This window comes from uncultured Enterovirga sp., from assembly GCF_964242715.1.
Classification (GTDB): domain Bacteria; phylum Pseudomonadota; class Alphaproteobacteria; order Rhizobiales; family Beijerinckiaceae; genus Enterovirga.
In genome coordinates this window covers 1-24,751 of the sequence record NZ_CAXTAZ010000018.1, presented here as the reverse complement: position 1 = coordinate 24,751, position 24,751 = coordinate 1, and the positions used below count along the sequence as shown (strand labels likewise).

The window sequence follows — 24,751 nt, the reverse complement described above, 5'->3', positions numbered from 1 at the left end:
ACCTCCATGCCCGAAAAGCCCCTCTCCCGCCGCAGCCTCGTCGCCCTCGGGATCGGATCGGCCCTGATCCCTCACGCCCGCGCTGACGAATACCCGAGCCGCGTCGTCACCATCATCGTGCCCTTCGCGCCCGGCGGCTCCGTCGACCTCGTCGCCCGGGCGATCGCCGAACCGCTGGGGGAGAGTCTCGGCCGGAACGTGATCGTCGAGAACCGAGCCGGGGCCTCGGCCGCGATCGGGACGGCCGCCGTGGCACGGGCCGCGCCGGACGGCTACACCCTGCTGGTCGGGTCGACGACATCGATCAGCATCCGTCCGTTGATGCAGCCGCCCCTTCCCTACGACACGGCGAAGGACCTCATGCCTGTCGTGCTCGCGGCCTCCGTGCCGCACGTGCTGCTCGTGAGCTCAGCCGTGCCGGCCCGGTCCGTCGCGGAGCTGGTGGCTTTCGCGCAAAGCCGGGGGCGTCCCCTGACACTTGGCGATTCCGGCGTGGGCTCCCCCCATTCGCTGGCAGGCGACCTCTTCGCCCGAGAGGCCGGCCTGAAGATCGACCACGTGCCGTACAAGGGCACGTCGGCGGTGGTCACCGACCTCCTGGCCGGGCACATCGATTTCGGCTCGATCGAGCTGTCCATCGCCGCGCCGCACATGCAATCCGGGTCTCTCAAGGCGATCGGCCTCTCGGCCGCGAAGCGCGACCCGGCCTGGCCGCAGTTGCCCACGATCGCCGAGCAAGGCATTAAGGATTACGAGATCGTCTCGTGGTTCGGCATCTTCGCGCCCGCCCGGACACCGCCCGCCATCATCGACCGGTTGAGCCGGGAGATCACCAAGGTCATGGGCGAGGAGAAGGCCCGCAAGCTGCTCGTCAACGCCGGCCTGAGGGTCACGCCGCTGACCGGCCCGGACCTGACCGAGCACCTGGCGCGCGAGCGACGCAAGTGGGGTCGCGCGATCGAGCTCAGCGAGGGCAAGTCCTGACCGTCCGGCGCGTCCTCGCATGAACGAGCCCCGCCATTTCGGCCGCCACGTGCCGTTCCTCCACCTTCTCGGCGCGGAGGCCGGGACGGCCTCGGCCGACGTCGCGGAGGTCCGACTGCCCTTCCGGACGGACCTCACCAACAGCGCCGGCCACCTGCATGGCGGGGGCCTGATGGCGGCTCTCGATTTCGCCATGTCGGGTGCCGCCCGCGCGTCCGACCCGGAAGGGCTCGGAGCCAGCACGATCGAGATGCACACGAGCTTCCTGCGGCCGGCGCAGGGCGACCTGCGCATCCTCGCGACCTGCATTCAGCGGGGGCGGTCGATTGCCTTCTGCGAAGCCCGGGCGCTGGACGGGGACGACAAGCCGGTCGCGACGGCCTCCGGCACCTTCAAGCTCACCCGGAGATCCGCGGATTGACGACGGCCTCGGCGCCGGAGCCCTGCCTCGCACGGAAACACCCATGTTCGGACACGAGTGGAAGGGCCTCCAGGGAGGCCGCCTAACGCCGCCCGCCCGGTTCAACTTCGCCGGGGACGTCATCCATGCCCGGGGCCGCGCCACCCCGGACCGGCGGGCCCTCATCAGTGTCGGTCCGGATGGCTCGGCCACGACCTGGACCTACCGACAGGTCTCAGAGGCCGTCGGCCGCCTGGCCGGCGCCATGCGCCACCTCGGAGTTGGCGCGGGCGACCGCGTCCTTCTGCTGATGCCCCGGACGGGGCTCTGGCTGGTCGCGCTCGGCGCCTGCCACCATCTCGGCGCCATCCCGGTGCCCTGCGTGACCCAGATCGGCGCTGGCGAGGTGGCCTACCGGGTGGACAGGAGCGGCGCGACTGCCGCGATCAGCAGCGGGGAGCTGCTGCACCTGTTCGAGGGGCTGCACGACCGGATCCCGGTCCGGATCGCGCGTGACCCGGCGCAGGGATGGCACGATCTCGATCGCATCGTCGACACGCCACGCGAGGCGCCGGACGCTCCGGCACTGCCGGCCGACGCGCCCGCGCTGATGTATTTCACGTCCGGGTCGTCCGGCCTCCCCAAGGCCGTGGTGCATGGCGCGCGAGCGGTCTTCGTTCGCAGCTGGCAGCCCTGGGTCCAGTTCGGGATCGACGCCGACGACGTGATCTGGACCACCAGCGACCCCGGCTGGACCCGCGCCGGATCCTGCCTGTTATACGGCAGCTGGTTCTGGGGCGCGACCTCGCTTATAGTCGAACGTTCCTTGACTGCGGACGACAAGGTGAGACTGCTCGACGAGCACCGGGTGTCGGTGTTCAGCGCCGTCGCGACCGAGCTGCGCCAGATTATCGGCCGGGCGTCACCCCGTCCGCTGCCCCGCCTGCGATTCACCATCTCGGCCGGCGAGGCGATGACTGCGGAGCTGTCCGCGAGCTGGTCACGGTTCTCCGGCTCCCCGTTGATAGTGGGATACGGGCAGACGGAAACTTGCACCTCGACACTGACCGACCCCGGCCGGGAGGCCGTCAACGGAATGATAGGCGCGGCCATCGAGGGCAACGCCATGGCGGTGTTGGACGACGAGGGCCGCCCCTGTCCCGCCGGAGTTCACGGCGAGATCGCCTTCTTGGGCGACAATCCGGGTCTGATGCTCGGATATTGGCAGGACGGGCAGGTTGTGCCCGCCTTCGCCCGCGATGGCTGGCACAGGACGGGAGACGCCGGCTATCAGGACGAAACGGGTCACCTCTACTTCGTCGGGCGCGCCGACGACGTGATCAGCTCATCCGGGTACCGAATCGGCCCAACGGAAGTCGAGAACGCCCTCATGCTGCATCCGGCCGTGCAGGAATGCGCGGTCGCCGCGGCGCCCGATGACCTCCGGGGCGAGGTCGTTAAGGCCTTCGTCGTGCTCCGGCCCGGTCTCAGCGGATCGGACGAGCTCGCCAAGGAGCTGCAGGACCACGTGAAGGCGGAAATCGCGCCCTACAAATACCCCCGCCGCGTCGCCTTCGTCGCGGCCCTGCCGCGCACCGCTTCGGGCAAGATCTCGCGCCGCGCGCTCAGGTTGGGCGAGCCCGCATCGGAAACCGCGTGAGCGGGAGGCGCAACCAGGACTGCCGCCGCGCGGCCATGAAGGAGAACCCATGACCGAACCGTCGTTCGCATTGGCCGAGGACCGGCAGCTGTTCTTCGAGGACCTGAGGGCGGGTGACGTCTGTCTGTCAGGCGGACGCACGGTGACCGAGGCGGACATCGTCAACTTCGCCGGCGTGTCGGGAGACTTCCACGCCCTGCACATGGACGAGAGTTATGCGGCCGGCACCGCACACGGGAGGCGCATGGCGCACGGCATGCTGGTGGTCGCGATGACCGCCGGCCTCGTGGTCCGGCTGCCTATCATGAGGGGTATCGAGCGCAGCACGCTGGGCCTCGCCGGCGTCAACCTACGCTTCCTGGAGCCCACCTTCATCGGCGACACGATCCGCGTCGAGCTGTCCGTAACCGAGACGCGCGAGAGCCGGAAGCCCGACCGCGGCGTGATCATGATGCGCCGGCGGGTCCTGAACCAACACGACCAGCCGGTCGTGGAGGGCGATTGGACGCTCGTGCTGAGGCGCCGCGTCCAGGCGATTACCGCATGAGGCGACTCACCTCGGCGACATGTCTAACGTCCGCTAAAATGCTCGCGCCGATGGCTTCTCGCGAGTGAGAAGCGTCAAGGGATAGCCGTGAAGACTGCCGGTGTCCGGTATGGGGGCCGGGATGCGATGGCTCGCCAGTTTTTGAGCCTGCATGAGGCGCGCTCGATGACGCTGCGCATTCGGTAAGCGAGGCGATCGTGGCTGGGGTGGCCGGGGCCGGTTCGATTTGGGCGGGACAACGGCCTCGGTGCCCTGGGCGGCCAGGACGTCGCGCAGGTGGTTGGCATCGTTGGCCCTGTCGGCGACCAACCCGCCGCATCGGCGCGAGGCTGGCCAGCAAACATGCCTCACCGCGCAACAGGCTCCGAACCCACCACGTGGCGCCTTTCTCCCAGGACGGGGCTCTCAGCACCTTCGACCTCGGCGATCCCAACATCGCGATCCTGATCGATACGACGCGCTGCACCGCACGGATGACCTATGAACATCGGGACTCTACGCACCCGAAAGATCGATCGAGGCCGGCGAAAGCGCTGACAACGCTGGTGGCGGCCGGGAGGTCGCCACCCCGCCGGAGTTCGCCTCCGATCGGGATGTCAGGCCCGGAACTGGCCGCTGTGGCGAAAGAGCAGGAAGAGCTGAACTGTAGCTACGCAGGCGAGCTGGGCCGCGACCGCCAGGAACGCTGCTTTGTAGCTACCCGCTGCAGTCACGAGCAGGGAGAACAGGGTCGGGCCGGCCATGTAGCCGAGGAAGGTGATGACGCCGCTGGATGCGGTCGCCTCAACCACACGGTCCGGCGGCGCTAGGCGGGCAACCTCGGCCATAAAGACACCGTTCCAACTCACTGCGAAGAACCCGGTTGCGCCGGCGACGAGGCAAGCAATCTCGAGTGGCGTGTGCTCCGGGAGCGAGCCGAACCCGCAGACCATCGCGGCCGCGGCGAGCGCCTGGACGGCGAGGTTTCGGGCGGCCGATCCCGTGCGGTCTGCGAGCCAGCCGATCGCGATCCGGGCGACCACGCCCGCTGCCTGCAGGCAGGCATAAACGATACCCGCCTCGGCCAGTGACAGTTCGCGAGAAATGACGAGATACGTCACCGCGAACGAAAACAGCGATCCCTGGACGATCGAGAACGAGACCGCGAGCGCGGTCAAAGTCAGAAGCCCGGGCTCGTCCCGGATTAGCCGGAAGGGCGCGATGACGTTCGCCGGCCTGAGAAGGTCGCTTGGCCGGACCGGGCGGGCAGGGTCGCGCTCAACATCGAGGCGCGTTCTCGCCGGCTCAATCGCAAACGCGGCGCAGATGGCGATAGCGATCGCGAGCGCGATCGCGCCCGGCCAACCCCAGGCGGCGGCGGCCGGCGCGAGGAGAAGGCCGGCCAGCGCACCTCCGGCGGGGGCGCCGGCCTGCTTCAGGGAAAAGATCAGCGTGCGGTGCCGCCCCGGCGCGGTCGCCGACAGGATGCGGCTTCCGGCCGGCGGGTTGGGGCCGTAGCCGATCCCGATCAGGACGGGCGCGAGGAACATCAGCGGCCACCACCGGCTCGCCGCGCAGGTTAGTCCGAGGACGGCGAGGGCCGTTCCGACCTGCAGCATGCGGACCGGTCCGAAGCGGGCGAGCAGCGGCGTGCCGAAGGTCAGGAACAGCACGACACCGAATGCGCTTAGGGACGAAAAGTGGCCGATCCGCTCGGCCGGAATGCCGAGTCCCGCGGTGAGGAGTGGTCCGACGACGGCAAGGCTCTGGTCGAGAAAGGACGCAACTGTCTGCATGCCTAACGTGGCGCCGAGCGCCACGATCCAGACTCGATCGGTAGTGCCTTTGCTCGACGAGCTTTCGTCCTCTCCTGTCGTCACTGATCGACCGTGATCCCGGCCGCCTTCACGATCCCCGCATAGCGCGCGATCTCGGCTCTCACCAAGTCGCCGAGCTGGGCAGGCGTCAGCGGCTCGGAGACGATGCCGAGCTTGCCCATGACGTCGCGCGCCGCCGGCTCAGCGAGCGCCTTGCGGGTCTCGGCATTGAGCAGCTCGACGATGGCGGGCGGCGTCCCGGCAGGGGCATAGAGGCCGGACCATACCGTCACTTCGATCGGGAAGCCGAGCTCCCGGAAGGTGGGTACGTCCGGCAACAGCGCGCTACGCTCGCGCGAGCTGACGGCCAGCGCGCGGAGGCGACCCTCGCGGACCATCGCAGCCGCCACCTCCACCTGGGCAATCGTCATGGGAACGTGGCCGGCCAGCACGTCGTTGAAGACCGGGCCGGCGCCCCGGTAGGGTACGATGCCGGGCTCGACGCCGGCAAGTCGCTTGAACTGCTCGAACAGGAGCCGGCTCGCCGTGCCGGCGCCAGGCGAAGCGTAGATCGGCTTCCCGGCACTCTGGCGCAGGTAGTCGACGAATTCGGCCAGTGTCTTCGCCGGCACGCTCGGATGAACGATCAGAATGCTCGGCGCGGCACCGAGCATCGCGACAGGCACGAAGTCGCGGATCGGGTCGAATGCGAGGTCGGTGTAGAGGCTCGTGTTGATCAAAAATGGGGCGCTGGCGACGAGGAGCGTGTGCCCGTCAGGAGCGGCGCGCGCCACCTCTCGGGGCGAGATGTTGCTGTTGGCGCCCGCCCGGTTCTCGACCACGAGACGCTGCGGCAAGGCCTTGCTCAGCCGGTCGGCCACCAGACGCGCTAAGATATCGGGCTGGCCGCCCGGCGGCGTCGGGACGGACAGCACGACCGTTCGGCCCGGATAGGTCTGGGCGGCCACCTCTAAGGGCCACCAGAGGTAAGCCGCGCAGACCAAGGCACAGCGAACAAAAACTCCGAAAGGCTTGATCATGGGCGAAGGTCTTTCATCTCTTCGGCCGCAGGTAGCGAAACCGTATCAACGGGAACGCCGCGCGTCAGCGAGAGCCGAGCCGCGGCCAGGGCAGCCTGGACGGCTTCGTTGCCGTCCAGAGACCTGATCGGGCCGCTGCGGGCCGGGTTGGGCACGTCAAGCAACGGCCGTGCCGCGACTCCGTGGTCTGTGGTCACCATGACCGCCGGGTACGGCGTTATTCGGAGCGCGCCCAACCTGCCGATCACCTCGATCTCGACCTCGCCGAGTCCGGTCGTCGGAATGGTCGACGGAAGGCAGCGGGACAGCTCGATCGTGGCGACCGCTCCGGGCTGGGCTGCGATGATCAGGACCACCGTATCGAGCACGGCCTCCCTGAACAGCGCGCCGCCTGTGGCATGGACCGAGGCGATCCGTCCGGGCAGGACCGCCAGAGCAAAGTCCAGCGCCTCGGGGCCAAGCTCCGCCAGCACGTCCGCGCCGCCCGCCGGCTCAGGGAGGCGTGAGGTCCGGATCGCGAGGTACAAGGACTCCACGCCGCCCAGCTCGCCGGCCGAGACGCTCGCCATCGCCAGAGAGCCCGCCTCCGTCCGCGCCAGAAGGCCGGAGCTGCTCCGGCGACGAACGTCGCTATCGGCCACGGCGCTCAAACCTTGTGCGGCGCCGGCCCAAGGGCGACCACGCGGCCGCTCTCAGCCGATTCGACCGCGGCGATCGCCAGTGCGAGCGCCGCCCGGGCCTCCTCCGGCGAGATCGGCAGCCCCGAAGCCGGGTCGGCAACGGCGTCCGCGAAGGCGGCGAGCTGCCTGTCGTATGTGGCCGGATTGTACTGAAAAAAGCCGAGGCTGCCCGGGAACGAGGCTCCCTGCGGAGCGTAGATGGTGAGCGGAACCAAATCGTTGTCTTTGGCCCGGATCGCGCCCGCGGTGCCGTAGAGCTCGAGCGCGTGGCGGGCTGGATAGCTCTCCGGCACGCCGTTGCTGAGCTCGCTCGATCCGATTGCCCCATCGGCGAACTGAACCGTAAATGTGAGAAAGTCCGGAATCGCGCCGGCCGCCCCCGTGGCGCGCTGCTGGGCGTAAACCGAGAGGGGCTCCTGCCCGCTGAACCATCTGAGAAGGTCCGTCTCGTGGATCGCGTTCATCCACGCAACGCCCTTCCCAAGCGGCGAGGCTCCGCCGGGCAGGATGGTTGCAGCCGGGCGGTGCCGGCGTTCGTTCTCCCGGAGTAGGCGGAGCCGCCCGATCCGACCCTCGTTGAGCGCAGCCTTGACCTCCAAGTACCGCCGGGTGTGCCGCCGCGAGTGGCCGACGAGCAGCCGGGTCCCTGCCACCCGGGCTGCGGCGATCATGGCGTCTGCATCAGTGAGGCTCGCTGCGATCGGCTTCTCGCACATGACGTGCTTGCCGGCCCGGGCGGCCGCGATCGCGTATTCGGCGTGTAGCTCGTCGGGAGTGGCGATCAAGACAGCGTCGACGTCGTCGCGGGCCAGGAGCGCATGGCCGTCCACATCGGCCGAGGCCAGGCGGATGACCGCTTCCCGGCCCGCCGCCTCCCGGTCCGGATCGGCGATGGCAACAAGCTCAAACCTCTGCGCCAGACGATCGATGGCGGGCAGGTGCACCGATCGTGCGATGCGACCGCATCCGATGAGGCCGAGACGGATGCGCCGCGAGGAACCTCGATCAGCTGTTCTGGGACGGATTATCTGCGAGCGCGGCACGGCGGCAGTGTTCGTGCCCAGCCTGTTTCGTCAATGCGTTTCACGCATGGCTCCGGCGCCGATCGGCATGGCGCCCGACGCCCGTCTTGCCTAAGCATCTTCCGACGCCCGAGCGTCGGCGTCTCAAAGGTAAGGAGAGAAGCATGGGGAAGCTGCCGGAGGTCGACCTCGCCAAGAACCCCGCCATTGCCGCGAGCTTCGAGCGGGTAAAGGCGAGCCGGGGTTGGGTCTCGAACCTGATGCGCTCCCTCGCCCAGGCTCCGGATGGGCTGCAAGCCTATCAGTCGCTCGGACATTACGGGCGCTACGGTACCGACCTCACCGAGGCGCAGCGCGAACTCGTCATCTGCGCAACCGTCCGCAATGTCCCCTATGGGTGGGGGCACCACGCTCCGCTCGCCATCCAGTGCGGCCTGAGGCCGGAACAGATGGAAGTTCTCAAGCGCGGCGAGGTCCCGCCCGGGCTCTCGGACGCCGACCAAGCGCTGTGCCGATACGTTTTCGCGTTTTCGTCGATGTCGGGCGTGCCGCAGGAGGTAACGGACGAGGCGCTCCGCCATTTCAGCCCACGCCAGGTCACGGATTTCGGCCTCCTCAGCGCTTTCTACCTGTCGGCCGGCGCGTTGATAATCGGCCACGACGTCCAGCTCGAGCCGCCGGAAGTCTGTCAACTGGAGCTCAACTGGCAGCGCAAGTGGCTTGACGAGCAGCAGGCGCGCGCGTGAGCACCTTGCCGATCCGCACGTGATGAACGAGGGCCGCGCATGACCGCACCGATCGTGATCTGGGGCGCGGGCGCGATCGGCGGCACAATCGGCGCGCACCTCGTTCGGGCCGGCCACGAGGTGCTGTTCGTCGATGTCGTCGTGGAACATGTCGAAGCTATCGCATCGGGCCGGCTGTCGATCGAGGGGCCGATCGCGAGCTTCACGGTCGGGGCCTCGGCCGTCACACCGGGGTCGATCGCCGGTCAGCACGGCCTAATCCTTCTTTGCGTCAAGGCGCACCACACCGCCGAGGCAACCCGGCAGCTTGCTCCGCACCTCGCACCGGATGGAGCCTTGGTCTCCTGCCAGAATGGTCTCAATCCGGTTGAGATCGCCGGGATCGTCGGGCGAGAACGGACGATCGGCGCCTTCGTCAACTTCTCCGCGGACTGGCTCGAGCCCGGCCGCATCATCTACGGCGCGCGCAGCAACCTTGTCCTCGGCGAGCTGGACGGAGAACGGACGGAGCGGGTCGAGGCCATCGGTCGGATACTGCGCGACTTCGAGCCCGACACGGACGTGAGCGAGGACGTCCTCGCCATCCTGTGGGGGAAGACCGGCTACGCCACCCTGCTGGCCGCCTCCGCGTTGACGAACGACACCATGGTCGAATTCATCGGCGACCCGCGGATGCAACCGGCGCTGACCGGTCTCGCCCGGGAGGTTCTGCTGACCGCCGTTGCCGAGGGCGTCACGCCTCGCGGCTTCCAGGGCTACGATCCGGCCGCGTTCCTCAGCGGTGATCCGCATGCGGTCGCCGCTTCCATCGAGGCGAACCTCGTCTTCAAGCGGCGATCGGCCAAGAAGCACAGCGGCTACCATCGCGATCTCGCCGTTCGCCGCCGTCCAACCGACATCGGGGCGCAACTGGCGCCGGTTCGCGCCATCGCACGCCGGCACGGCATTTCGACGCCGCTTCTGGACCAACTGGTCGACCTCGTCCGAGCGATTGAGACCGGGCAGCGGGCAATCGGGCGCGAACTCGCCGACGAGCTTGCGAGCGCCGCCGCACAGAGATAGGCCAATCCGGCCTGAGAGCACGCTTGCAGCCAAGGCAAGGTGCTGTGCCGGGGCGGCACTCCCTCGCTGACCTGCCACGGCGAGCACCTGACGCGCTCTGGTCGTGAGCGCTCCGATGACGCCCAACGGCAGCGCGACTCCATTCAGGCTCGTGGAAGAATTCGCTTCTCCTTCCCAGGATTTCCGAACCGCCACGTCCAGGAAGCTCCGTTGAAAGTTGGAGCTGGGCTAGAAGCGTCAAAATCGTTGTCTGCATCCCGGCGTTGGAAAACTGGCCTTTTGCTTTCGGCAAGCTCCAGCCCTCAAAGGCGACTAGGCAGCATCTCTGATCTGAGCGCGACCGTAACGGCGGGTGAAATCAGTGGGCGGCAGACCAGGTCCAAACAAGAATCCCTGCCCGATAGGACATCCTAAGCCAACCAGCCGTTCGGCCTGCCCTTCGCTCTCAATACCTTCAGCGACTACGTCGAGGTTCAGAGCCCGTGCCATCGCCAGAACCGCTCGCACAATGGCGTCGTCGTGCAAGTCGAGCCCGAGATCGCGAACGAAACTCCGGTCGACCTTCAAGCGGGTTAGCGGAAAGCGTTTGACCATGCTGAGCGAAGCAAAACCTGTCCCGAAATCGTCGAAGGCAATCTTTACTCCGGCAGCGCGCAGCGATCTAAGGGGCGCCAGGGCAGCATCGTGATGATGCAGCGTGATCGTCTCCGTTATTTCCAGTTCGAGCGCATTTGGTGGAAGCCGGTGGCGCAGCAAGGCATCTCTGACCCGAGCCCCGAGCTGACCGGACCGGAACTGGGTCTCGAAAAGATTGACGCCGATCTGACCAACGTCGAGGCCGTCGTCACGCCACGCGCCGAACTGACGGCATGCTTCATCGAGAACCCACCAGCCGACCCTCTCAGCAAGATCGTCGGCCAAGCCGTCGATGAACGCGCCCGGAGCGAGCAGGCCCTTGTCCGGATGTTGCCACCGCAGTAGCGCCTCGCAGCCGACCAGCTGGTTTGATTGAAGGTCGACCTGGGGCTGGTAAACGAGACGAAACTCCCCTTGCTCGACAGCCCGCGATAGCTCAGCTTGTAAGGCGCGCCACTCTTGCGCTTGCTTGCGCATCCTCGGCTCGAAAACGGCAATCTGACGTCGACCTGCCGCCTTGGCCTCGCTGAGGGCCAGCTCGGCCTCTGGGATAAGGGCATCCGGCGGCTGCCCGCTCGCGAACACGACACCGACGCTGAGTTCGCCCGATATCACGATGTTCCCAATCTGAAGCGTCTCCTTTGACGCTTCAACGCAGAGCTGGGCGAGATCGAGAACCTCGACCGCTTCCTTGCTCGGGACCAGCACGACGAACGAATCGCCATCTGTACGACATAGCGTTCCCCGAGAGCCGATCAGATTCGAGAGCCGCCGCGAAAGTGACTGGAGGTAGTAGTCTCCGAAGGCGTGACCATGCGCATCATTGACGTCCTTGAACCTGTCGAGGTCAAGGAGGAGGATGCTGACCGGCTTCGCCTCTCCGAGCATGGCCTCCAGTCTCTGGTTGCAGGCGAACCTGTTGGGCAGGCCTGTCAGCGGGTCCCTCAGGCGCTGCTCGACGGCAGCCTGCGCAGCAGCCTCCGTGCTCGACCAACTCTCCACGATGGTGTCGACATGGCTGGTAATGTGCTTGCCCATGAACACGATGAAGGAGGTCTCCAGAACGAGCGCAGCGATCCCGGTCTGAACACTCGCTTTGAAAGCAGCTCCCGTGACGAGCATGGCCGCGACGGAGCCGAAAGTGATGGCGGCCTGCGGGAAGACGGACAGGCGCATCATGCCGCCCGCGATCATTCCGTTGACGATGATGCCCACCAGCAGAGCGTCGCCGTGCGTGTGTGTGGGCCACACAATCCAGGGCAGGCTGCCCCAGATGACGCCGAGGATCGGTGCCCGGAACAAGATTGACCGGTATAGCCAAGGCGTCTTTGTTTCGACCGTCCACCTTAACAAACGTGGATCCAGCAGCATCGAGCCGCAGTAGAGCAGGTTGGTTCCACACCAGATCAGCAAGGCAGTATTGTGGCCATAGTTCCAGAACAAATACGATACAAAGACGCCGTTAAGAGCGTTGATCAAGACGGATACCGGGACGATCTTCGCGATAACGGACAATTTTCTGTCGCGGACGCGAGAGGATTCCTTCTCGAGTTCTGGCGCGCTGGAGCTGGCCATTTCGGGTTCGCCCTTGCTCGCTCGCGTCTTCATACGAGAGGTTCTTCGCATCGCCCGGGTCCTGATCTCGCAAGACCCTGGTTGAGAAAGGTGAATCGGTTCTCTGCCCGCCCCGTACACATGATCACATAGGTGAGAGGCTTCGGGGCCCAGTGACGTCCCTAAGGTCGAAGTCGGCGCGATCCGCCCCTTGACTTCGCGAACGAGGCCTTTCCGGGGTGCGCCGCCATGAGCCGAGATTGGCGAATTGCCCGGAAGCGTAAATTGTCGGCTTGCGTGGCGGTTACTGCTTCTACTCCGATCCCGGCTCTGCAGCCGGCCTACTGAGGGCCGGAGACCATCAGCTGGCAGCTGGGCCGGTGCGTCAAATGCAACTGCCACGGCTAACGGCGCCTCAGTAGGAGAAGGGCTACGATTGGCAGCCGGTCCGTGTTGCCTTGGAGCTCATCTGAGGCAGGGCTCCAGGTCCGATGGAGGCGGCAACGATGCCGTGGCTCGAAAGAAGCCCATTGAGAAGCGCCAGCGAGTTCGCTGTCCAGGTCAACGTCGAACACGGCCCCGACACAGAATGCCGGCCGGTACAATCGTCGAGAAGGAACCGACCTCGCACTCCGCCCAGGAGTATCGGTCCGGGAGGCGCTACGGGTCCGTGATCCGATCGGATCTTAACAATTGCGTTCCCGGTTCGAGCGCAAGATCGGTGAGAGGCACGGACGCGATGGACCGGGTTCGATGGAAGACCTGAGAATGGCTGCGCTGACAGTCGCGAGGGGCAGAGATACTCGAGGTCGCGCGCGCTTCGGCCTGACCCTTTCGCGGCCTGCATGAGGCAGAACGGGCGCCTTCTTACACTTTGGCGACCTGATCGGTCCTCGAAATAGCGGCCCTGTCTGTCTCATTATCCGCCGGTCCAGGCGACTTCAGAACCCGCTAGAAACCGTCGAAGGCCTAACCTCATGTCCATCCACCGTGTCGAGGGAGACCTTAGGCAGACAATGGCAGGTTTCCTGAGCGATCAGCTTGACTTCATTTTCTTCTTCTACGGGCTGGCCTTCATTCTCCTTGGGGCGACATGCTGGGCGATCGCCAGGCGCCCGCCACGTGATCGATCCTGGACGATGCTCGCTGGCTTTGGATTCGTCCATGGCGCGGGCGAATGGCTGGATTTGAGCGCTTTGCTCTTCGGGGATAGCCCGAGCTTCGCGGCGATCCGGATGGTCGGGATGACGATCTCCTTCGTGTTCCTGACTGAGTTCGCTCGGCTGCAGGCGGCCGGCATGGGGCACCGAGTTCCCGGCCGATGGGCCTATCTGCCGATCCTATTCGGGATCGGCGCAGTGGCGCTGTGGGCCGGCACCCTACCGGCTGGGATCGCCGCGAGGTATAGCTTCGGCCTCTTCGGATCGTTGGCGGCGAGCGTCATGTTTGTCCGCCGGGCGGATGCCCTTTCCGCACGCGGCAAATCCTATGCGCTGGCGGCATCCGTGGGGTTTGCGCTTTACGGCCTTTCGGCGGGCGCCATCGTTCCCGCCGCGTCATTCTGGCCCGCGAGCGTTCTGAACTATCCAGCATTCGCCGCCCTCACCGGCATGCCAGTCCAGCTGGTGCGTGGCTTTCTCGCCTGCTGGATCGCGTTTTCCGCATGGGCCATCTGGGGCCAACGGCTTTCCAGCGATGTCTCCTCAAATTCCTTCGCGGAGTACCTGCGGAAGCAATTGATCTGGACCGCGGTTGCGATGTCCACGATCCTCGTAGCTGGATGGACACTGACTGAGTGGCTGGGCGGCATCTACCGGCACAATGTACAGCTGGAGGCGAGCGGGGACATTGATTTGCTCGCGAGCCGGCTTGCGGGCGAAACGAGAGCGGTCGAGGCCCTCGTGAAGACCCTAGCCGGCGCTAGGCCCGTCCAGGAATTGCTAGCCGACCCCCTCTCGGCCCCTCTCGTCGAAGCACGCTCGGCCTTGGGGTTGCATATCGAGGCCGGCGGAGCTCAGGCCGGATACATCACCAATGGCGAGGGTACCGTCCTGGCTTCGTCCGGGCCTTCCGCCCAGGAACTTCAGGGCCTCCTCGTCCGCTCCTTCCGAAGCGTCGCAAAGCACACATCGGCCTTCGTCTTCGAGCCCGGGTCAGGTACGACCTTCTTCGCCAGGAGCCAGCCGGTGCTCGCCGGCGATCGAACGGTCGGTGCCGCGACCCTCGTGACCTCCGTGCAGGGGTTCTCGAGTGACCTAGAGCATTTCGACAGGCCCTATTTCTTTATCGACCCCAACGGGGTCGTTGTCATGACCAACGTGCCGGACTCGCTCCGTCGCACCCTGTGGCCGGTTGAGAACGACCTCCTACTCGAACTCGGCAGCCGTTTTGGGAAGCTCGATCTTCGACCGATCTCCATTCGTCAGATCGAGGATGGTGTCTGGACACAACTGGATGGCGAACGGGAATATGTTCGCCGCCGCTTCATCGGGGCCGATGGGTGGTCGCTGATCATCCTGAAGCCGACCCGCGAGATATTCGCGACGCGGTTCGTGGGCATCATCATCACGTTGCTGGTCACGGTCATGACCGTGATCTACCTCCTCGGGAGGGAGCGATGGATGCACGAGGAGGCGCAACGCGCGGCTCAAGCCAAACTTCATGATCTCGCTCGCGAGATGAGCGTCAAGGCAACGACGGACGCCTTGACCGGTCTGCACAACCGTCTTGCGTTGAACGATTTTCTTCCGAGGGAATTGGCGCGGGCCGACCGGCGTGAAAGCCCAATTTCAGTCGTTCTCTACGACATCGACAACTTCAAGAAGGTCAACGACAGGTTCGGCCACGCGACAGGTGACGAGGTCCTCGCCGCCTCATCGAGAACTGTATCAGGTCTCGTCCGTCCGGCCGATCGTGTGGTTCGCTGGGGTGGGGAGGAGTTCCTGATCGTGCTCCCTGACACGAACGTCGAAGCGGCCTGCCAAGTGGCGGAGAAGCTCCGGGGCGCGCTTGCCGCCATGATGGTAGCGGAGGTCAGCGTCACCTGTAGCTTTGGAGTCGCCCAATACGCCTCAGGGGAGGCCATGTCCGATCTGATCGCGCGTGCGGACAGAGCTCTCTATGCGGCCAAGGCCGCCGGGCGAAATCGGGTCGAGCTGGCTCAGCCGGCCCGGGGACCTCGTCAGGTAGTGGCGGCTTAGGGCCTCCGCCGACGTTGAAGAAAACGGCGCCAAGCTCTCTAGGACGGTAACCTTCCTCCTGTTCGAGCCTCGAACGTGGCGTGTCTGGTTTCGCATCCGTGTCGCGGCCTCGAATGGCCGGGATGGGCGCGAGGCCGACTTCGCCCTGCGCGCGACCAAGGTCGTGGTAGCGCCGATTGCGTTGAAAAAGTCGGCGTTGCTGCGGGTTTGAAGTCCTGATTCAGTCGCTCTCGGGACGGAGGGCGACGGGATGATGGGCGAGCGGCGGGTGGCGCAGGAAGCGCTGTTCTACGAGTTCAGCCTGGAGCGTCATGTCCCGGCTGACCAACTTGCGCGCGATCGACCGGGTCGTCGATCTGTCGGATCTGCGGGCGCACCTGCGGCCGTTCTACAGCGACATCGGACGGCCCTCGATCGATCCCGAGCTGATGATCCGGATGCTGATCGCGAAGGATCGCCAGCAGGTCACCCCCCTTCCCGACTGCCTCGACGACTACATCGGGGCCGACAATCCAGTTCGACTTATCGAGGTGTTCGTCGATGATCTCGATCTGACCGCGTTGGGCTTCGCCAGCGCCGTGCCGAGGCGACGGGCCGGCCCGCCTACCATCCGGCGACGCTGCTCAAGTTCTATCTCTACGGCTATTTCAACCGCGTCCCGACGAGCCGTCGTCTCGAACGCGAGAGCCAGCGCAACCTCGAGCTGATCTGACTCAATGGCCGGCTGATCGCGACTTCGCGAGGCTGGCTGACTTCCGCAAGGATAAGGGTCCGGCATCCAGGCTGCCTGTAAGCAGTTCGTGGTTCTGTGCCGTAGACTAAACCTGTTCAGCCAGGCTGTGGTCGTGATGTCGCGAGTGAGCGGAGGCTCCTCCGCAAGCCCGCCGCGCAAACCGTCAGCCCCTTCCGCCACAGCCTTGACGTCTTTCGGCGCTCTCACACAGGCTGAAGATGTACCTCATTACGCCGCTTGCAAGCGCCTTGTTTTTTGGAGCGTGCTGAGAGCCTTGCGGAGCGTCGACATGCCCTCGTCGATCTCGTCATCGGACGATGTCATCGGGGGTACGAGGCGGATGACGTTCAGCCGCCCGTGGCTGCCTCGAGCCTGCAGCAACAGCCCGGCTTCTTGACACTGCTGAACCACCGCGCGGGCAAGCTCGTTGGCCGGTGCCTTGGTCTTTCGGTCCTCGACCAACTCGATGCCGTGCAGGACCCCGCGCCCGCGAATGTCGCCGATGGCCTCGATTTCCTGCATCATGTCCCGAAGCTCCGCCTGCACACGCGTGCCGATCGCGGCCGCGCGCTCGACGAGTCCCTCCTCCTGGATGATGTCGATGCTGGCCACGCCCGCCGCGCAGACGATAGGGTCGCAGGCGTGCGAACGGGTCGCGAAGTAGCCGTTCCCGACGGCCCGCTCGGCGATCGCGGGCGTGGTGCACACGGCGCTGACCGGCAGGCCGGCGCCGAAATGCTTCGATACCGTCATGATGTCGGGCACGATGTCCTCGTGCTGGTGGCCCCACATCCGCCCAGTCTTGCCGAGCCCAGTCTGGGACTCGTCCATAATCAGCAGCATGCCGCGGTCGTGCGCTCTCTGGCGAAGCGCCTTGATGTACCCGGGCGGCGGCACCACGACGCCACCGGCGCTCAGGACCGGCTCGACGATGACCGCGGCCGGCCTGCCGGTGAAATTGCTGTCCGCGATCTCAAAGCTGAGGTCGAGGCACTTCTCGACGAAGTCGGGCTCGTCGCCGAACGGGCTGCGGTACGCGTAAGGCGCGAGGATCGCCGAGGTACCGGGCGCAGCGAGACCGTGCCTGCTGCGGTTCCAGCCGAAGGTGAGCGAACGCGTTACAAAGGAGGTCGAACCGTGTAGCGCCATGTTGAGCGCTAGGACGTCGACCCCACCCGTCGCCTTGCGGGCCATGTCGACGGCAGCCTCGATCGCATCGCTGCCGCTGACCAGGAACAGGCTCTTCTGTAGCGGCCGCGTCAGGATTTCCCCGAGACGGCGGTGCAGCTCGAGCCGGTCGACGTTCAGAAACGTCTTGGTCGAGTGGCTGATCGTTTCGAGGCTACGCTTTACCGAGGCGACGTAGCGCGGATGGTTGTGGCCAAGTGCGGCGGCCATCTGGCCCGAGCCGAAATCAAGGTAGCGCTTGCCATTGGTGTCGTAGACGGCCACGCCTTCAGCGCGGGCGATCACCGGTCGGTTCTCGATGCCAGCCATGTACGCGCCGGGAGGTGTCGGGATCATCCACTCGTCGACGAGTTCCTTGACTGCCCGTGCGTCCATCTCTCTTCTCCCGTCCCGAGAGCCAGGATGCATCATGCGGGGGCACTGGTTGTCAAGTGTTGATTGTCTACAAGATGGCTGCTTCGCGGGCGGAGCTGGGCCGACAGGTCCGGCTCAGGGAAGGTTTGGATGAGTGATTCGGGCGGGCTACCGCACACCATTCCGTACTTCCTGGCGGAGAAGATCAAAGGCGATATCATTCGCTGGCGCTTCCCGCCGGGCAGCAACCTGCGGGAGGTCGAACTCGGCGCCGAGTTCGGCAGCAGCCGCGGGCCGGTGCGGGAGGCCTTCCGGATTCTGGAGCTGCAGGGACTGGTTGTGCACTCGCCGCGACGAGGGTTCAGGGTCCGCAAGTGGCAGGAAGAGGAACTGCGCCAGCTCTATCGCCTTCGCGCTCAGCTGGAAGGGGAGGTGATCGACGTCCTAGCCGGTAAGGATGTCGGGGTCCTGGCCGACGCGCTCGACCGCATCAACGCCGACATGCTGCAGCACGCGCTGGCCGGTGCCATTGACGCGTACTTTTCAGCCAACATCGCATTTCACCAACGCATCATCGATGCGGCCGAAAGCGCGGTGCTGTCGACGGTCATGAATCAAGTCAATGCGATGTCCTTACCGGCGCGGTACCTGCTCATGTTGAAAGAGTTTTCCGGTCGTCCGCAATACGACTATCACAGCCGCATCAGCACAGCTCTTCGAGACAGAAATTTTCCTCTCGCCCGCAAGCTGACGACCGAGCACGTGACCACAAATCTGTCTCGTGCAATCGAGATCTACTTCAAGGCGCTGGAAGCGGCATAGCGGCAGCCGTGGCGCGGGGCTTGCGACGCCGATGTCTCGACAGGAACGGGAGCGGAGCGGGCAACGCGCAATTGACAAACAAGCGGGTCTCGCTTCTCATTCGGATTGCGCTTGTAGACATTCTACAATGAATGTCGGTCGGAGTGGGTTGCTTGACGAGGGCCCTGGTGCATCTTTCACGACGTTTGTTGGAACTGCCCCCTTCCGGAACCCTGGCCGTCGGCGAGCGGGTACGAGCCTTGCGGGCCGAAGGGCACCAGGTCTTTAACCTGTCGGGCGGCTCGCCGGATCCGAGAGCGCCCATCCCGCTCGCATCACCTGAGATCCGGCCTGACGAGAACACGCTCGGTGACGCGTGGGGCGAGCCCGCTCTGCGGGAGGAGTTCGCTCGGCGGCTCGCGCGGATCCACGGAGTGCAGCGCTCGCCGCGCACCGAGATTGTCGTGACGATCGGTGCCAAGCAGGCCCTGTATTTCGCGCTGCTCGCAATGCTCGAGCCGATGGACGAGGTCGTCATCGTCGACCCCTGCTGGGTCACCTACGGGCCGTCGGTGGCGCTCGCCGGGGGATGTTCAGTTCCCGTCGCCTTGGGCGCGGGTGACCGGCTCGATCTGGCCGCCGTCGCTGCAGCCGTTGGCCAACGCACGCGCGCCATCATTATCAACACGCCCCACAATCCCACCGGCCGCGTCTTCACGGAGACGGAGCTGTCGGCGCTGGCCGCGCTGGTGTCGGACAGGAAGCTCTGGTTGATCTGTGACGAGAGCTTCGACCTCTTCGTCTTCGACGACAACCGTCACCTCAGCCCAGGCGTGTTCGACGCCATCCGGGACCAGACGATCTTGCTCTACAGCTTCTCCAAGGCGTTCGCGATGCCGAGCCATCGCGTCGGCATGCTCGTCGGGCCTGAATCGGTCTGCAGGCTCGTCGCGAACTGCACCCAGCAGGTGATCTCGTCCGTCAGCCTTGCCTCGCAGAAGGTCGCGATGGAGGCCCTGGTCGTCGAGCCGTCCTGGGCGCCGACGCTGCGCCAAGCCTATCAGAGAAAGCGCGACGCCTGCATGTCGCTCCTCGCAGGGGACAGTCGCCTGGAACTGACGCCGCCGCAGGGCACGTTCTACCTCTTCCCCCGTGTCGCGCGAACCGGGCTGTCGGGCGACGCGATGACGGAGCATCTGTTGCGGGCTGGTGTCGCCGTAACGTCAGGCGCCGCGTTCGGGACGGCCGGGCAGGATCACATCCGGATCAATCTCGTCGGCCCATTACCGATGATCGTGGAAGGCGTGACCAGGCTTGTTGCGGAGCTACCTGCATGACGGGCGAGCCTGCGCCGCTGCTTGAGATCACCGACCTGTCCAAGGCGTTCGGCTCGCTGAAGGTGCTGAAATCCATCGATTTCAGCATCGGAGCCGGCGAGGTCGTCGCAGTGTGCGGGGCGAGCGGCTCGGGCAAGAGCACGTTCCTGCGCTGCGTCAACGGCCTGGAGACGCCGGATGGCGGAAGCATCCGCTTCCGTGGCGACGCGGTTCCCTTCAGTCGCGCCGGGTTCCGCGACATGCGCCGGCATGTCGGCATGGTCTTCCAGTCCTTCAACCTCTTCCCGCACCTGACGGCGGTGCAGAACGTCTCGCTCGGACCCCGCAAGGTGCTGGGCAAGAGCGCCGCCGAGGCGCAGCGCACCGCCCGGACACTGATCGAACGCGTCGGGCTTCTGGAGAAGGCCGACGTCTTCCCTGACTTCCTCTCCGGTGGACAGCAGCAAAGGGTCGCGATCGCGCGCGCCCTGGCCATGGAACCGGCCCTGATGCTGTTCGACGAGCCCACCTCGGCGCTCGATCCGGAGATGGTCCTCGAAGTGCTCGACGTCATGCGCCAGCTCGCCCGCCAGGGAATGACCATGATCGTCGTCAGCCATGAAATGAACTTTGCACGCGAAGTGGCCGATCGCGTCGCGTTCATGCATGCCGGCGAGATCGTCGAAGTGGCGACGCCGCATTCCTTCTTTCAATCGCCTCAGAACCCGTACGCGCAGAGGTTCGTCGGCACCATGCTTGGCAAGAGTGAGGGAGCGGAGACGTCATGAACAGACGAAGATTGCTTGCGGCGCTGTCCGCGCCGGCTGCCCTGGGCTTGGCACTCGGAGCGACCCAGGTTGCGCATGCACAGGTCGGATCGACCCTGGACGAGGTCAAGAAGCGCGGCACCCTTCGGGCGGGCGTCCGGACCGAGGTGCCGGGTTTCGGCATTGTTGACGAGGCCGGCAAGATCGTCGGCTTCGACATCGACATCGCGACCGAGGTCGCGGCGCGCCTCGGCGCCAAGGTCGAGCTCGTCCCGGTGACGGCCGCAACCCGGGTGCCGCTGCTGCAGCAAGGGCGCATCGACCTGATCGCCGCCACGCTCACTCACTACCGTGCGCGTGACCAGGTCATCGACTTCTCGATCGGATATTTCTGGACCGGGCAGAAGCTGATGGTCAAGAAGACCAGCAGCATCAAGTCCTTGGCGGACATGGCCGGCAAGCGAGCCGGCACCACGGTCGGCGCCGGGGTCGTCGAGAACCTGAAGAAGGTCCAGCCGAAGGCCACGACGCAGACCTTCGAGGGCTATCCGGAGGCGTTCCTCGCCATGCAGCGCGGGCTGGTCGACGCCGTTGTGGCCGACGTTATCATTTTGGCGGGGTTGCGCGCCAACTCTCCGAGCCCGTCCGACTACGTCATTGTTGGCGAGTCGGTCGGCGGTGGAGACTACGGGATCGGACTCCGCGAGAACGACTCAAAATGGCGCGACGCAGTCAATTTCGCGCTGCAGGACATCTGGCGCGACGGCAGCTGGGACAAGATCTACGGTCGCTGGATCGGCCCTGGCACGAAGCTCAACCTCGAGAAGTCCGAGATCAACTTCTCGATGATCCTGTGGGATTGAGCCGGCCGCGGCCGGAATCACGACCGTGAAGCTCGACTGGAGCATCCTGCTCGGCCCCAGCGGCGACCGTCTTCTCGAGGGCGCGGCGGTTACACTTCAACTCGCCGCAACTTCCCTCGCGCTCGCGCTCATACTCGGCTTCTTCTTCGGCGTTCTGCGATGGCTACAGATCCCTTGGCTGAAGCCCGTGTGCTGGTTCTACGTGGAATTCTTCCGCAATACACCGCCTCTTGTTCAGATACTGTTCTGGTACTTTTCCTCGACGGTAGTTTTGCCGGAAGCAGCCATCGTTGCCCTGCGCGATTACGGGTTCCAGTTCATCGCAGCGACATTCGCGCTCGGACTGTACCATAGTGGCTTTGTCGCCGAGATCGTACGCGGGGGGCTCAACGCCATCCCGCGCGGGCAATACGAGGCGGCGCAGGCCATCGGCTTCACGCTGCCGCAAACGGTCCGCGCGATCCTTGCGCCCCAGCTCCTGCGCATTGTCTCGCCCATGCTGACCAGTGAGGCGGTGAGCCTGGTCAAGAACACGTCCCTAGCGCTCGCCATCGGCGTGACCGAGATCACCTATCAGGCGCGCTACATCGACGTTTACACCTTCCGCGGTGTCGAGGCGCTGCTCGTCGTGACGCTGTTCTACCTGATTGTCTGCTTCGCCATCGCCGGGTTCGGCAACCTCATGCAGCGCTTCCTGCAGCGGAATAGGCGGGTGGTCGCGTGAACTGGGATCTGGTCTTCACGGCGAACAATCTCCGCCGCCTACTGGTTGGCGATTTTCCGCCGGTCCTGGGCGGCCTGGCGCTGACGCTGACCCTCGCCATCCTCGGCATCGTCGCCAGCACCGTCATCGGCTTCGCCGTGGGCTACGCGCGCTTCGCCGGCAACCGACCGGTGCGGTGGCTTGCCGCCGGTTACGTCGAGTTCCTGCGCAACGTGCCGCTCCTGATCTTGATCTTCTGGGCTTACTTCGTGCCGCCGTATTTCGGTTTCTCCCCCTCGAAGTTCGGTAGCGTGCTGGTCGCGCTGGTCCTGTTCAATGCCGCCTATATCGCCGAGGTCCTCCGCGGCGGGCTGTTGTCGGTACCTGCGGGGCAGATCGAGGCGGCGCGCGCGATTGGGATGTCTCAGGCGCAGCAGGTGCTCTACGTGGTGCTGCCGATCGCGGCTTACAACGTCATTCCGGCCTTGACCGGCCGCTACATCACACTGGTCAAGAACACGTCCCTCGCCTTTCTCATCGGCCTCGCCGAACTCACCGAGATCGGCCGGCAGATTAACAATCGCCTGCTCACGGCACCCATCGAGGTGTACGCATTGCTGCTCGGGGCATACTTCATCCTGAACTGTTCATTGAGCTTCGGAATGCGCCGGTTCGAGGATCGGGGCCGGTTTAATCGCTCGTTTTGTTTCTTCGCCAGATAGCTGTGCTGGGACGGCATGGCCGGCACGGCGAGCTTTACCTGCTCTTAAATTGCCTACAAAGAATAGGATTCTTCAGTGGACAGTCATAGGTAATGCTGAGATCTGGGGCCCGGGGAGCATGCCTGCCCTTTATACGATATCGGCAAGTGACGCGGCTCAAGCCTTGGTTCGAGGAGCTTCGGAGCACGGGCTTTCTAATGATGTTTTTTGCAAAGAATGTTCTTGGTTATTCTGGTCTCACGTGGATTTTTGCCTGCGTTGTGTCGACCTCCTGCATAGCTCTTTCGGAGGTTAAGTGATGGCTGACCAACTTGGCCTAATCGCAGTTATCATTTCAGGGTTTTCCGCCCTTGTGAGTGCTCTAAGCGCATTCTGGGCATTGAGAGCGACGCGCTTGTCTACGGAGATGCTCAAGTCAAAGATTGGCAAACTTCCTCCTGGTCCGGACGTAGAAGAGGGAGTTGCAGAGCAGGGCGATGCGGAAGAGGTGGATAAATAATGCCTCGGAAGCGCTTCATTCTTATCACAGCCGATTTTCGCAAACCCCCTGATTCGGGGCCGCTTCGCCGGACGCTCGATAAGGCGTTCGACTGGATACAAGTCTTTCCAAATCAGTGGCTTCTTTGGACTTCGAGCTCAGCATCTGCCTGGAATGCGCGATTTAAGCTTTTTTTGAACGAGGGTGACCGTGCATTCATATGCGAGATCTACGCTGATCGACGAGCGGGGAGAATGCCCTCAGCATTTTGGGAATTCATCAAACAACACTCCGAGAGTCCTGACCAGTCGACCTAGGCCTCTGTTTTGTTGGTTCTCCGCAGGCGCAAGAGGCTCCTCCGGGGCAACGGATCAGGTTGTCAGACTGGCGCTGCACGGGATGCTGTTTTACCGCCCAGATTGCCTGCATGGTCGCGAGGCCGAACGTCCTGCTTTGGGTAGGTAGCCAACTTCGGCTTGCCACCCAACCCGGTCCTTCGGTGGGCACGGCGGCTGTTAGCCACCGTGCTTCGTCTCAGAGGTCGGTCTGCTCCGAGAGGATCAGCGCGTCGTCAACCTCGATCCCGAGAAACCGGACAGTGCTTTCGAGCTTCGTGTGGCCGAGGAGGAGCTGGCAGGCCCGCAGATTGCCAGTACGCTTGTAGACGAGCGCGACCTTTGTCCTCCGGAGGCTGTGCGTTCCGTAAGCCGCAGGATCGAGACCGACCAGAGCGACCCAATCATCAAGCAGGCGACTGTACTGCCTCGTCGTCAAGTGGTCGCCTGGGCGGCTTCGGCTCGGAAAAAGCCAGTCGCTTCCCCGCAATCCTCGAAGGCGGAGCCACGACGCAAGCGCATCCCGCGTGGGTTCGGTTAGCTCGAAGGGTACAGGCCTGCCGGTCTTCTGTTGGACGATGGTGGTGCGCAGCCGGATCGTGTCGCCGAGGTGTACATCGGAGACGCGAAGTCGGACGAGGTCACAGCCGCGCAGCTTGCTGTCGATCGCGGCGTTGAACAAGGCGAGGTCGCGAGTACGGCCCTCGTGCTGCAGACGGGTCCGGATGGCCCATATGTGCCTCGGCTTAAGAGGAGGCGTTGGCCCTACGATTCGACCGCGGTTCCAGGATCCGCGAAGAGCCTCGACATTTGAACGCATGACACACTCCTAAGTAGGGGATGTCAGGATCGCGCTCGACGGGCCGGACCACTAATCACCTGCGCCAGAAGCAGACTCCAGGTGCCTGCCCGAAAACAGATGCAAGATCCGCCACTTCGGGCCGGAGTCCCTGCCTAATCGATAGGGTCTGGATATCGCCCGAGGCCTCAGGTGAGAATGGCGCGAGCCTCGGTCCAGAGCCTTTGCACCACATCTCCTGCAGGCTCTGCTCTTGACAGGGCAGCAGATTGCCGGCCCAGGCCTGCATTCGGCCAGCGTCGCCCATTCGCACGGCCTCAGAACGCATCGGGGCCGTGAGGGCCCGTTGGACTGGGTAGGGAGCG

At 65.0% G+C, this 24,751-nt stretch carries 20 protein-coding genes and 3 pseudogenes; 16 read left to right on the top strand and 7 right to left on the bottom strand.

Going from position 1 to position 24,751, the window contains the following annotated elements:
- The first annotated feature begins 6 nt into the window (after positions 1 to 6).
- From ACFE87_RS11075 to ACFE87_RS11060, 4 genes and pseudogenes are all read left to right on the top strand, one after another.
- Positions 7 to 984 carry a Bug family tripartite tricarboxylate transporter substrate binding protein gene (locus ACFE87_RS11075; RefSeq protein ID WP_375459688.1) on the top strand — a complete coding sequence of 326 codons (978 nt, stop codon included), beginning with the start codon at positions 7 to 9 and terminating at the stop codon, positions 982 to 984.
- Positions 985 to 1,000: 16 nt separating this feature from the next.
- Positions 1,001 to 1,405 (top strand): annotated as a pseudogene (locus ACFE87_RS11070) (PaaI family thioesterase); the annotation flags it as partial.
- A gap of 43 nt (positions 1,406 to 1,448) precedes the next feature.
- The gene (locus ACFE87_RS11065) at positions 1,449 to 3,044 is read left to right on the top strand and encodes an acyl-CoA synthetase (protein ID WP_375459687.1); all 1,596 of its coding nucleotides are present in this window, start codon (positions 1,449 to 1,451) and stop codon (positions 3,042 to 3,044) included.
- Between the two features lie 49 nt (positions 3,045 to 3,093).
- On the top strand, positions 3,094 to 3,591 hold the full coding sequence (locus ACFE87_RS11060) for a MaoC/PaaZ C-terminal domain-containing protein (protein ID WP_375459686.1): 498 nt from the start codon (positions 3,094 to 3,096) through the stop codon (positions 3,589 to 3,591).
- A gap of 596 nt (positions 3,592 to 4,187) precedes the next feature.
- On the opposite strand, the gene ACFE87_RS11055 is transcribed toward ACFE87_RS11060, so the two are convergent.
- From ACFE87_RS11055 to ACFE87_RS11040, 4 genes are all read right to left on the bottom strand, one after another.
- Positions 4,188 to 5,366 carry an MFS transporter gene (locus tag ACFE87_RS11055; RefSeq protein WP_375459685.1) on the bottom strand — a complete coding sequence of 393 codons (1,179 nt, stop codon included), beginning with the start codon at positions 5,364 to 5,366 and terminating at the stop codon, positions 4,188 to 4,190.
- Positions 5,367 to 5,446: 80 nt separating this feature from the next.
- Positions 5,447 to 6,355 carry a Bug family tripartite tricarboxylate transporter substrate binding protein gene (locus ACFE87_RS11050; protein ID WP_375459684.1) on the bottom strand — a complete coding sequence of 303 codons (909 nt, stop codon included), beginning with the start codon at positions 6,353 to 6,355 and terminating at the stop codon, positions 5,447 to 5,449.
- Between the two features lie 68 nt (positions 6,356 to 6,423).
- Positions 6,424 to 6,996, bottom strand: a complete 573-nt coding sequence (locus ACFE87_RS11045; RefSeq protein WP_375459683.1) for a hypothetical protein — start codon at positions 6,994 to 6,996, stop codon at positions 6,424 to 6,426.
- 77 nt (positions 6,997 to 7,073) lie between these two features.
- Positions 7,074 to 8,150 carry a Gfo/Idh/MocA family protein gene (locus ACFE87_RS11040; protein ID WP_375459682.1) on the bottom strand — a complete coding sequence of 359 codons (1,077 nt, stop codon included), beginning with the start codon at positions 8,148 to 8,150 and terminating at the stop codon, positions 7,074 to 7,076.
- 143 nt (positions 8,151 to 8,293) lie between these two features.
- On the opposite strand from ACFE87_RS11040, the gene ACFE87_RS11035 reads away from it, so the two are divergent.
- Positions 8,294 to 8,875 (top strand): carboxymuconolactone decarboxylase family protein, encoded by a 582-nt coding sequence (locus ACFE87_RS11035; RefSeq protein ID WP_375459681.1) that lies wholly within the window; start codon positions 8,294 to 8,296, stop codon positions 8,873 to 8,875.
- A gap of 39 nt (positions 8,876 to 8,914) precedes the next feature.
- Positions 8,915 to 9,937, top strand: coding sequence for a ketopantoate reductase family protein (locus tag ACFE87_RS11030; protein ID WP_375459680.1), 1,023 nt, complete (start codon positions 8,915 to 8,917; stop codon positions 9,935 to 9,937).
- 312 nt (positions 9,938 to 10,249) lie between these two features.
- On the opposite strand, the gene ACFE87_RS11025 is transcribed toward ACFE87_RS11030, so the two are convergent.
- On the bottom strand, positions 10,250 to 12,181 hold the full coding sequence (locus ACFE87_RS11025) for a putative bifunctional diguanylate cyclase/phosphodiesterase (RefSeq protein WP_375459679.1): 1,932 nt from the start codon (positions 12,179 to 12,181) through the stop codon (positions 10,250 to 10,252).
- 962 nt (positions 12,182 to 13,143) lie between these two features.
- Here ACFE87_RS11025 and ACFE87_RS11020 point away from each other — a divergent pair.
- From ACFE87_RS11020 to ACFE87_RS11010, 3 genes and pseudogenes are all read left to right on the top strand, one after another.
- Entirely contained in the window at positions 13,144 to 15,327 is a 2,184-nt protein-coding gene (locus tag ACFE87_RS11020; RefSeq protein ID WP_375459678.1) for a diguanylate cyclase, read from the top strand.
- 283 nt (positions 15,328 to 15,610) lie between these two features.
- Positions 15,611 to 15,773 (top strand): annotated as a pseudogene (locus tag ACFE87_RS11015) (IS5/IS1182 family transposase); the annotation flags it as partial.
- Positions 15,756 to 16,178: pseudogene (locus tag ACFE87_RS11010) on the top strand (transposase); the annotation flags it as partial. The pseudogenes ACFE87_RS11015 and ACFE87_RS11010, both read left to right, overlap by 18 nt.
- A gap of 110 nt (positions 16,179 to 16,288) precedes the next feature.
- On the opposite strand, the gene ACFE87_RS11005 reads toward ACFE87_RS11010, so the two are convergent.
- Positions 16,289 to 17,623, bottom strand: coding sequence for an aspartate aminotransferase family protein (locus ACFE87_RS11005; protein WP_375459677.1), 1,335 nt, complete (start codon positions 17,621 to 17,623; stop codon positions 16,289 to 16,291).
- Between the two features lie 129 nt (positions 17,624 to 17,752).
- On the opposite strand from ACFE87_RS11005, the gene ACFE87_RS11000 reads away from it, so the two are divergent.
- The 7 genes from ACFE87_RS11000 to ACFE87_RS10970 all read left to right on the top strand — a co-directional run bounded on the left by ACFE87_RS11000 (position 17,753) and on the right by ACFE87_RS10970 (position 23,273).
- Entirely contained in the window at positions 17,753 to 18,424 is a 672-nt protein-coding gene (locus ACFE87_RS11000) for a GntR family transcriptional regulator (protein WP_375459676.1), read from the top strand.
- A 188-nt stretch (positions 18,425 to 18,612) separates the two neighbouring features.
- Positions 18,613 to 19,740 carry a pyridoxal phosphate-dependent aminotransferase gene (locus ACFE87_RS10995; RefSeq protein WP_375459675.1) on the top strand — a complete coding sequence of 376 codons (1,128 nt, stop codon included), beginning with the start codon at positions 18,613 to 18,615 and terminating at the stop codon, positions 19,738 to 19,740.
- Positions 19,737 to 20,507 (top strand): amino acid ABC transporter ATP-binding protein, encoded by a 771-nt coding sequence (locus ACFE87_RS10990; RefSeq protein ID WP_375459674.1) that lies wholly within the window; start codon positions 19,737 to 19,739, stop codon positions 20,505 to 20,507. Before ACFE87_RS10995 ends, ACFE87_RS10990 begins: the two co-directional genes overlap by 4 nt.
- On the top strand, positions 20,504 to 21,349 hold the full coding sequence (locus ACFE87_RS10985; protein ID WP_375459673.1) for a transporter substrate-binding domain-containing protein: 846 nt from the start codon (positions 20,504 to 20,506) through the stop codon (positions 21,347 to 21,349). Before ACFE87_RS10990 ends, ACFE87_RS10985 begins: the two co-directional genes overlap by 4 nt.
- A gap of 25 nt (positions 21,350 to 21,374) precedes the next feature.
- The gene (locus tag ACFE87_RS10980; RefSeq protein ID WP_375459672.1) at positions 21,375 to 22,073 is read left to right on the top strand and encodes an amino acid ABC transporter permease; all 699 of its coding nucleotides are present in this window, start codon (positions 21,375 to 21,377) and stop codon (positions 22,071 to 22,073) included.
- Complete coding sequence (locus ACFE87_RS10975; RefSeq protein WP_375459671.1) at positions 22,070 to 22,774, top strand: amino acid ABC transporter permease; 705 nt, start codon at positions 22,070 to 22,072, stop codon at positions 22,772 to 22,774. Before ACFE87_RS10980 ends, ACFE87_RS10975 begins: the two co-directional genes overlap by 4 nt.
- Positions 22,775 to 23,072: 298 nt before the next feature.
- The gene (locus ACFE87_RS10970) at positions 23,073 to 23,273 is read left to right on the top strand and encodes a hypothetical protein (protein ID WP_375459670.1); all 201 of its coding nucleotides are present in this window, start codon (positions 23,073 to 23,075) and stop codon (positions 23,271 to 23,273) included.
- 513 nt (positions 23,274 to 23,786) lie between these two features.
- Here ACFE87_RS10970 and ACFE87_RS10965 read toward each other — a convergent pair.
- Positions 23,787 to 24,407 carry a tyrosine-type recombinase/integrase gene (locus ACFE87_RS10965; protein WP_375459669.1) on the bottom strand — a complete coding sequence of 207 codons (621 nt, stop codon included), beginning with the start codon at positions 24,405 to 24,407 and terminating at the stop codon, positions 23,787 to 23,789.
- Positions 24,408 to 24,751 lie beyond the last annotated feature (344 nt).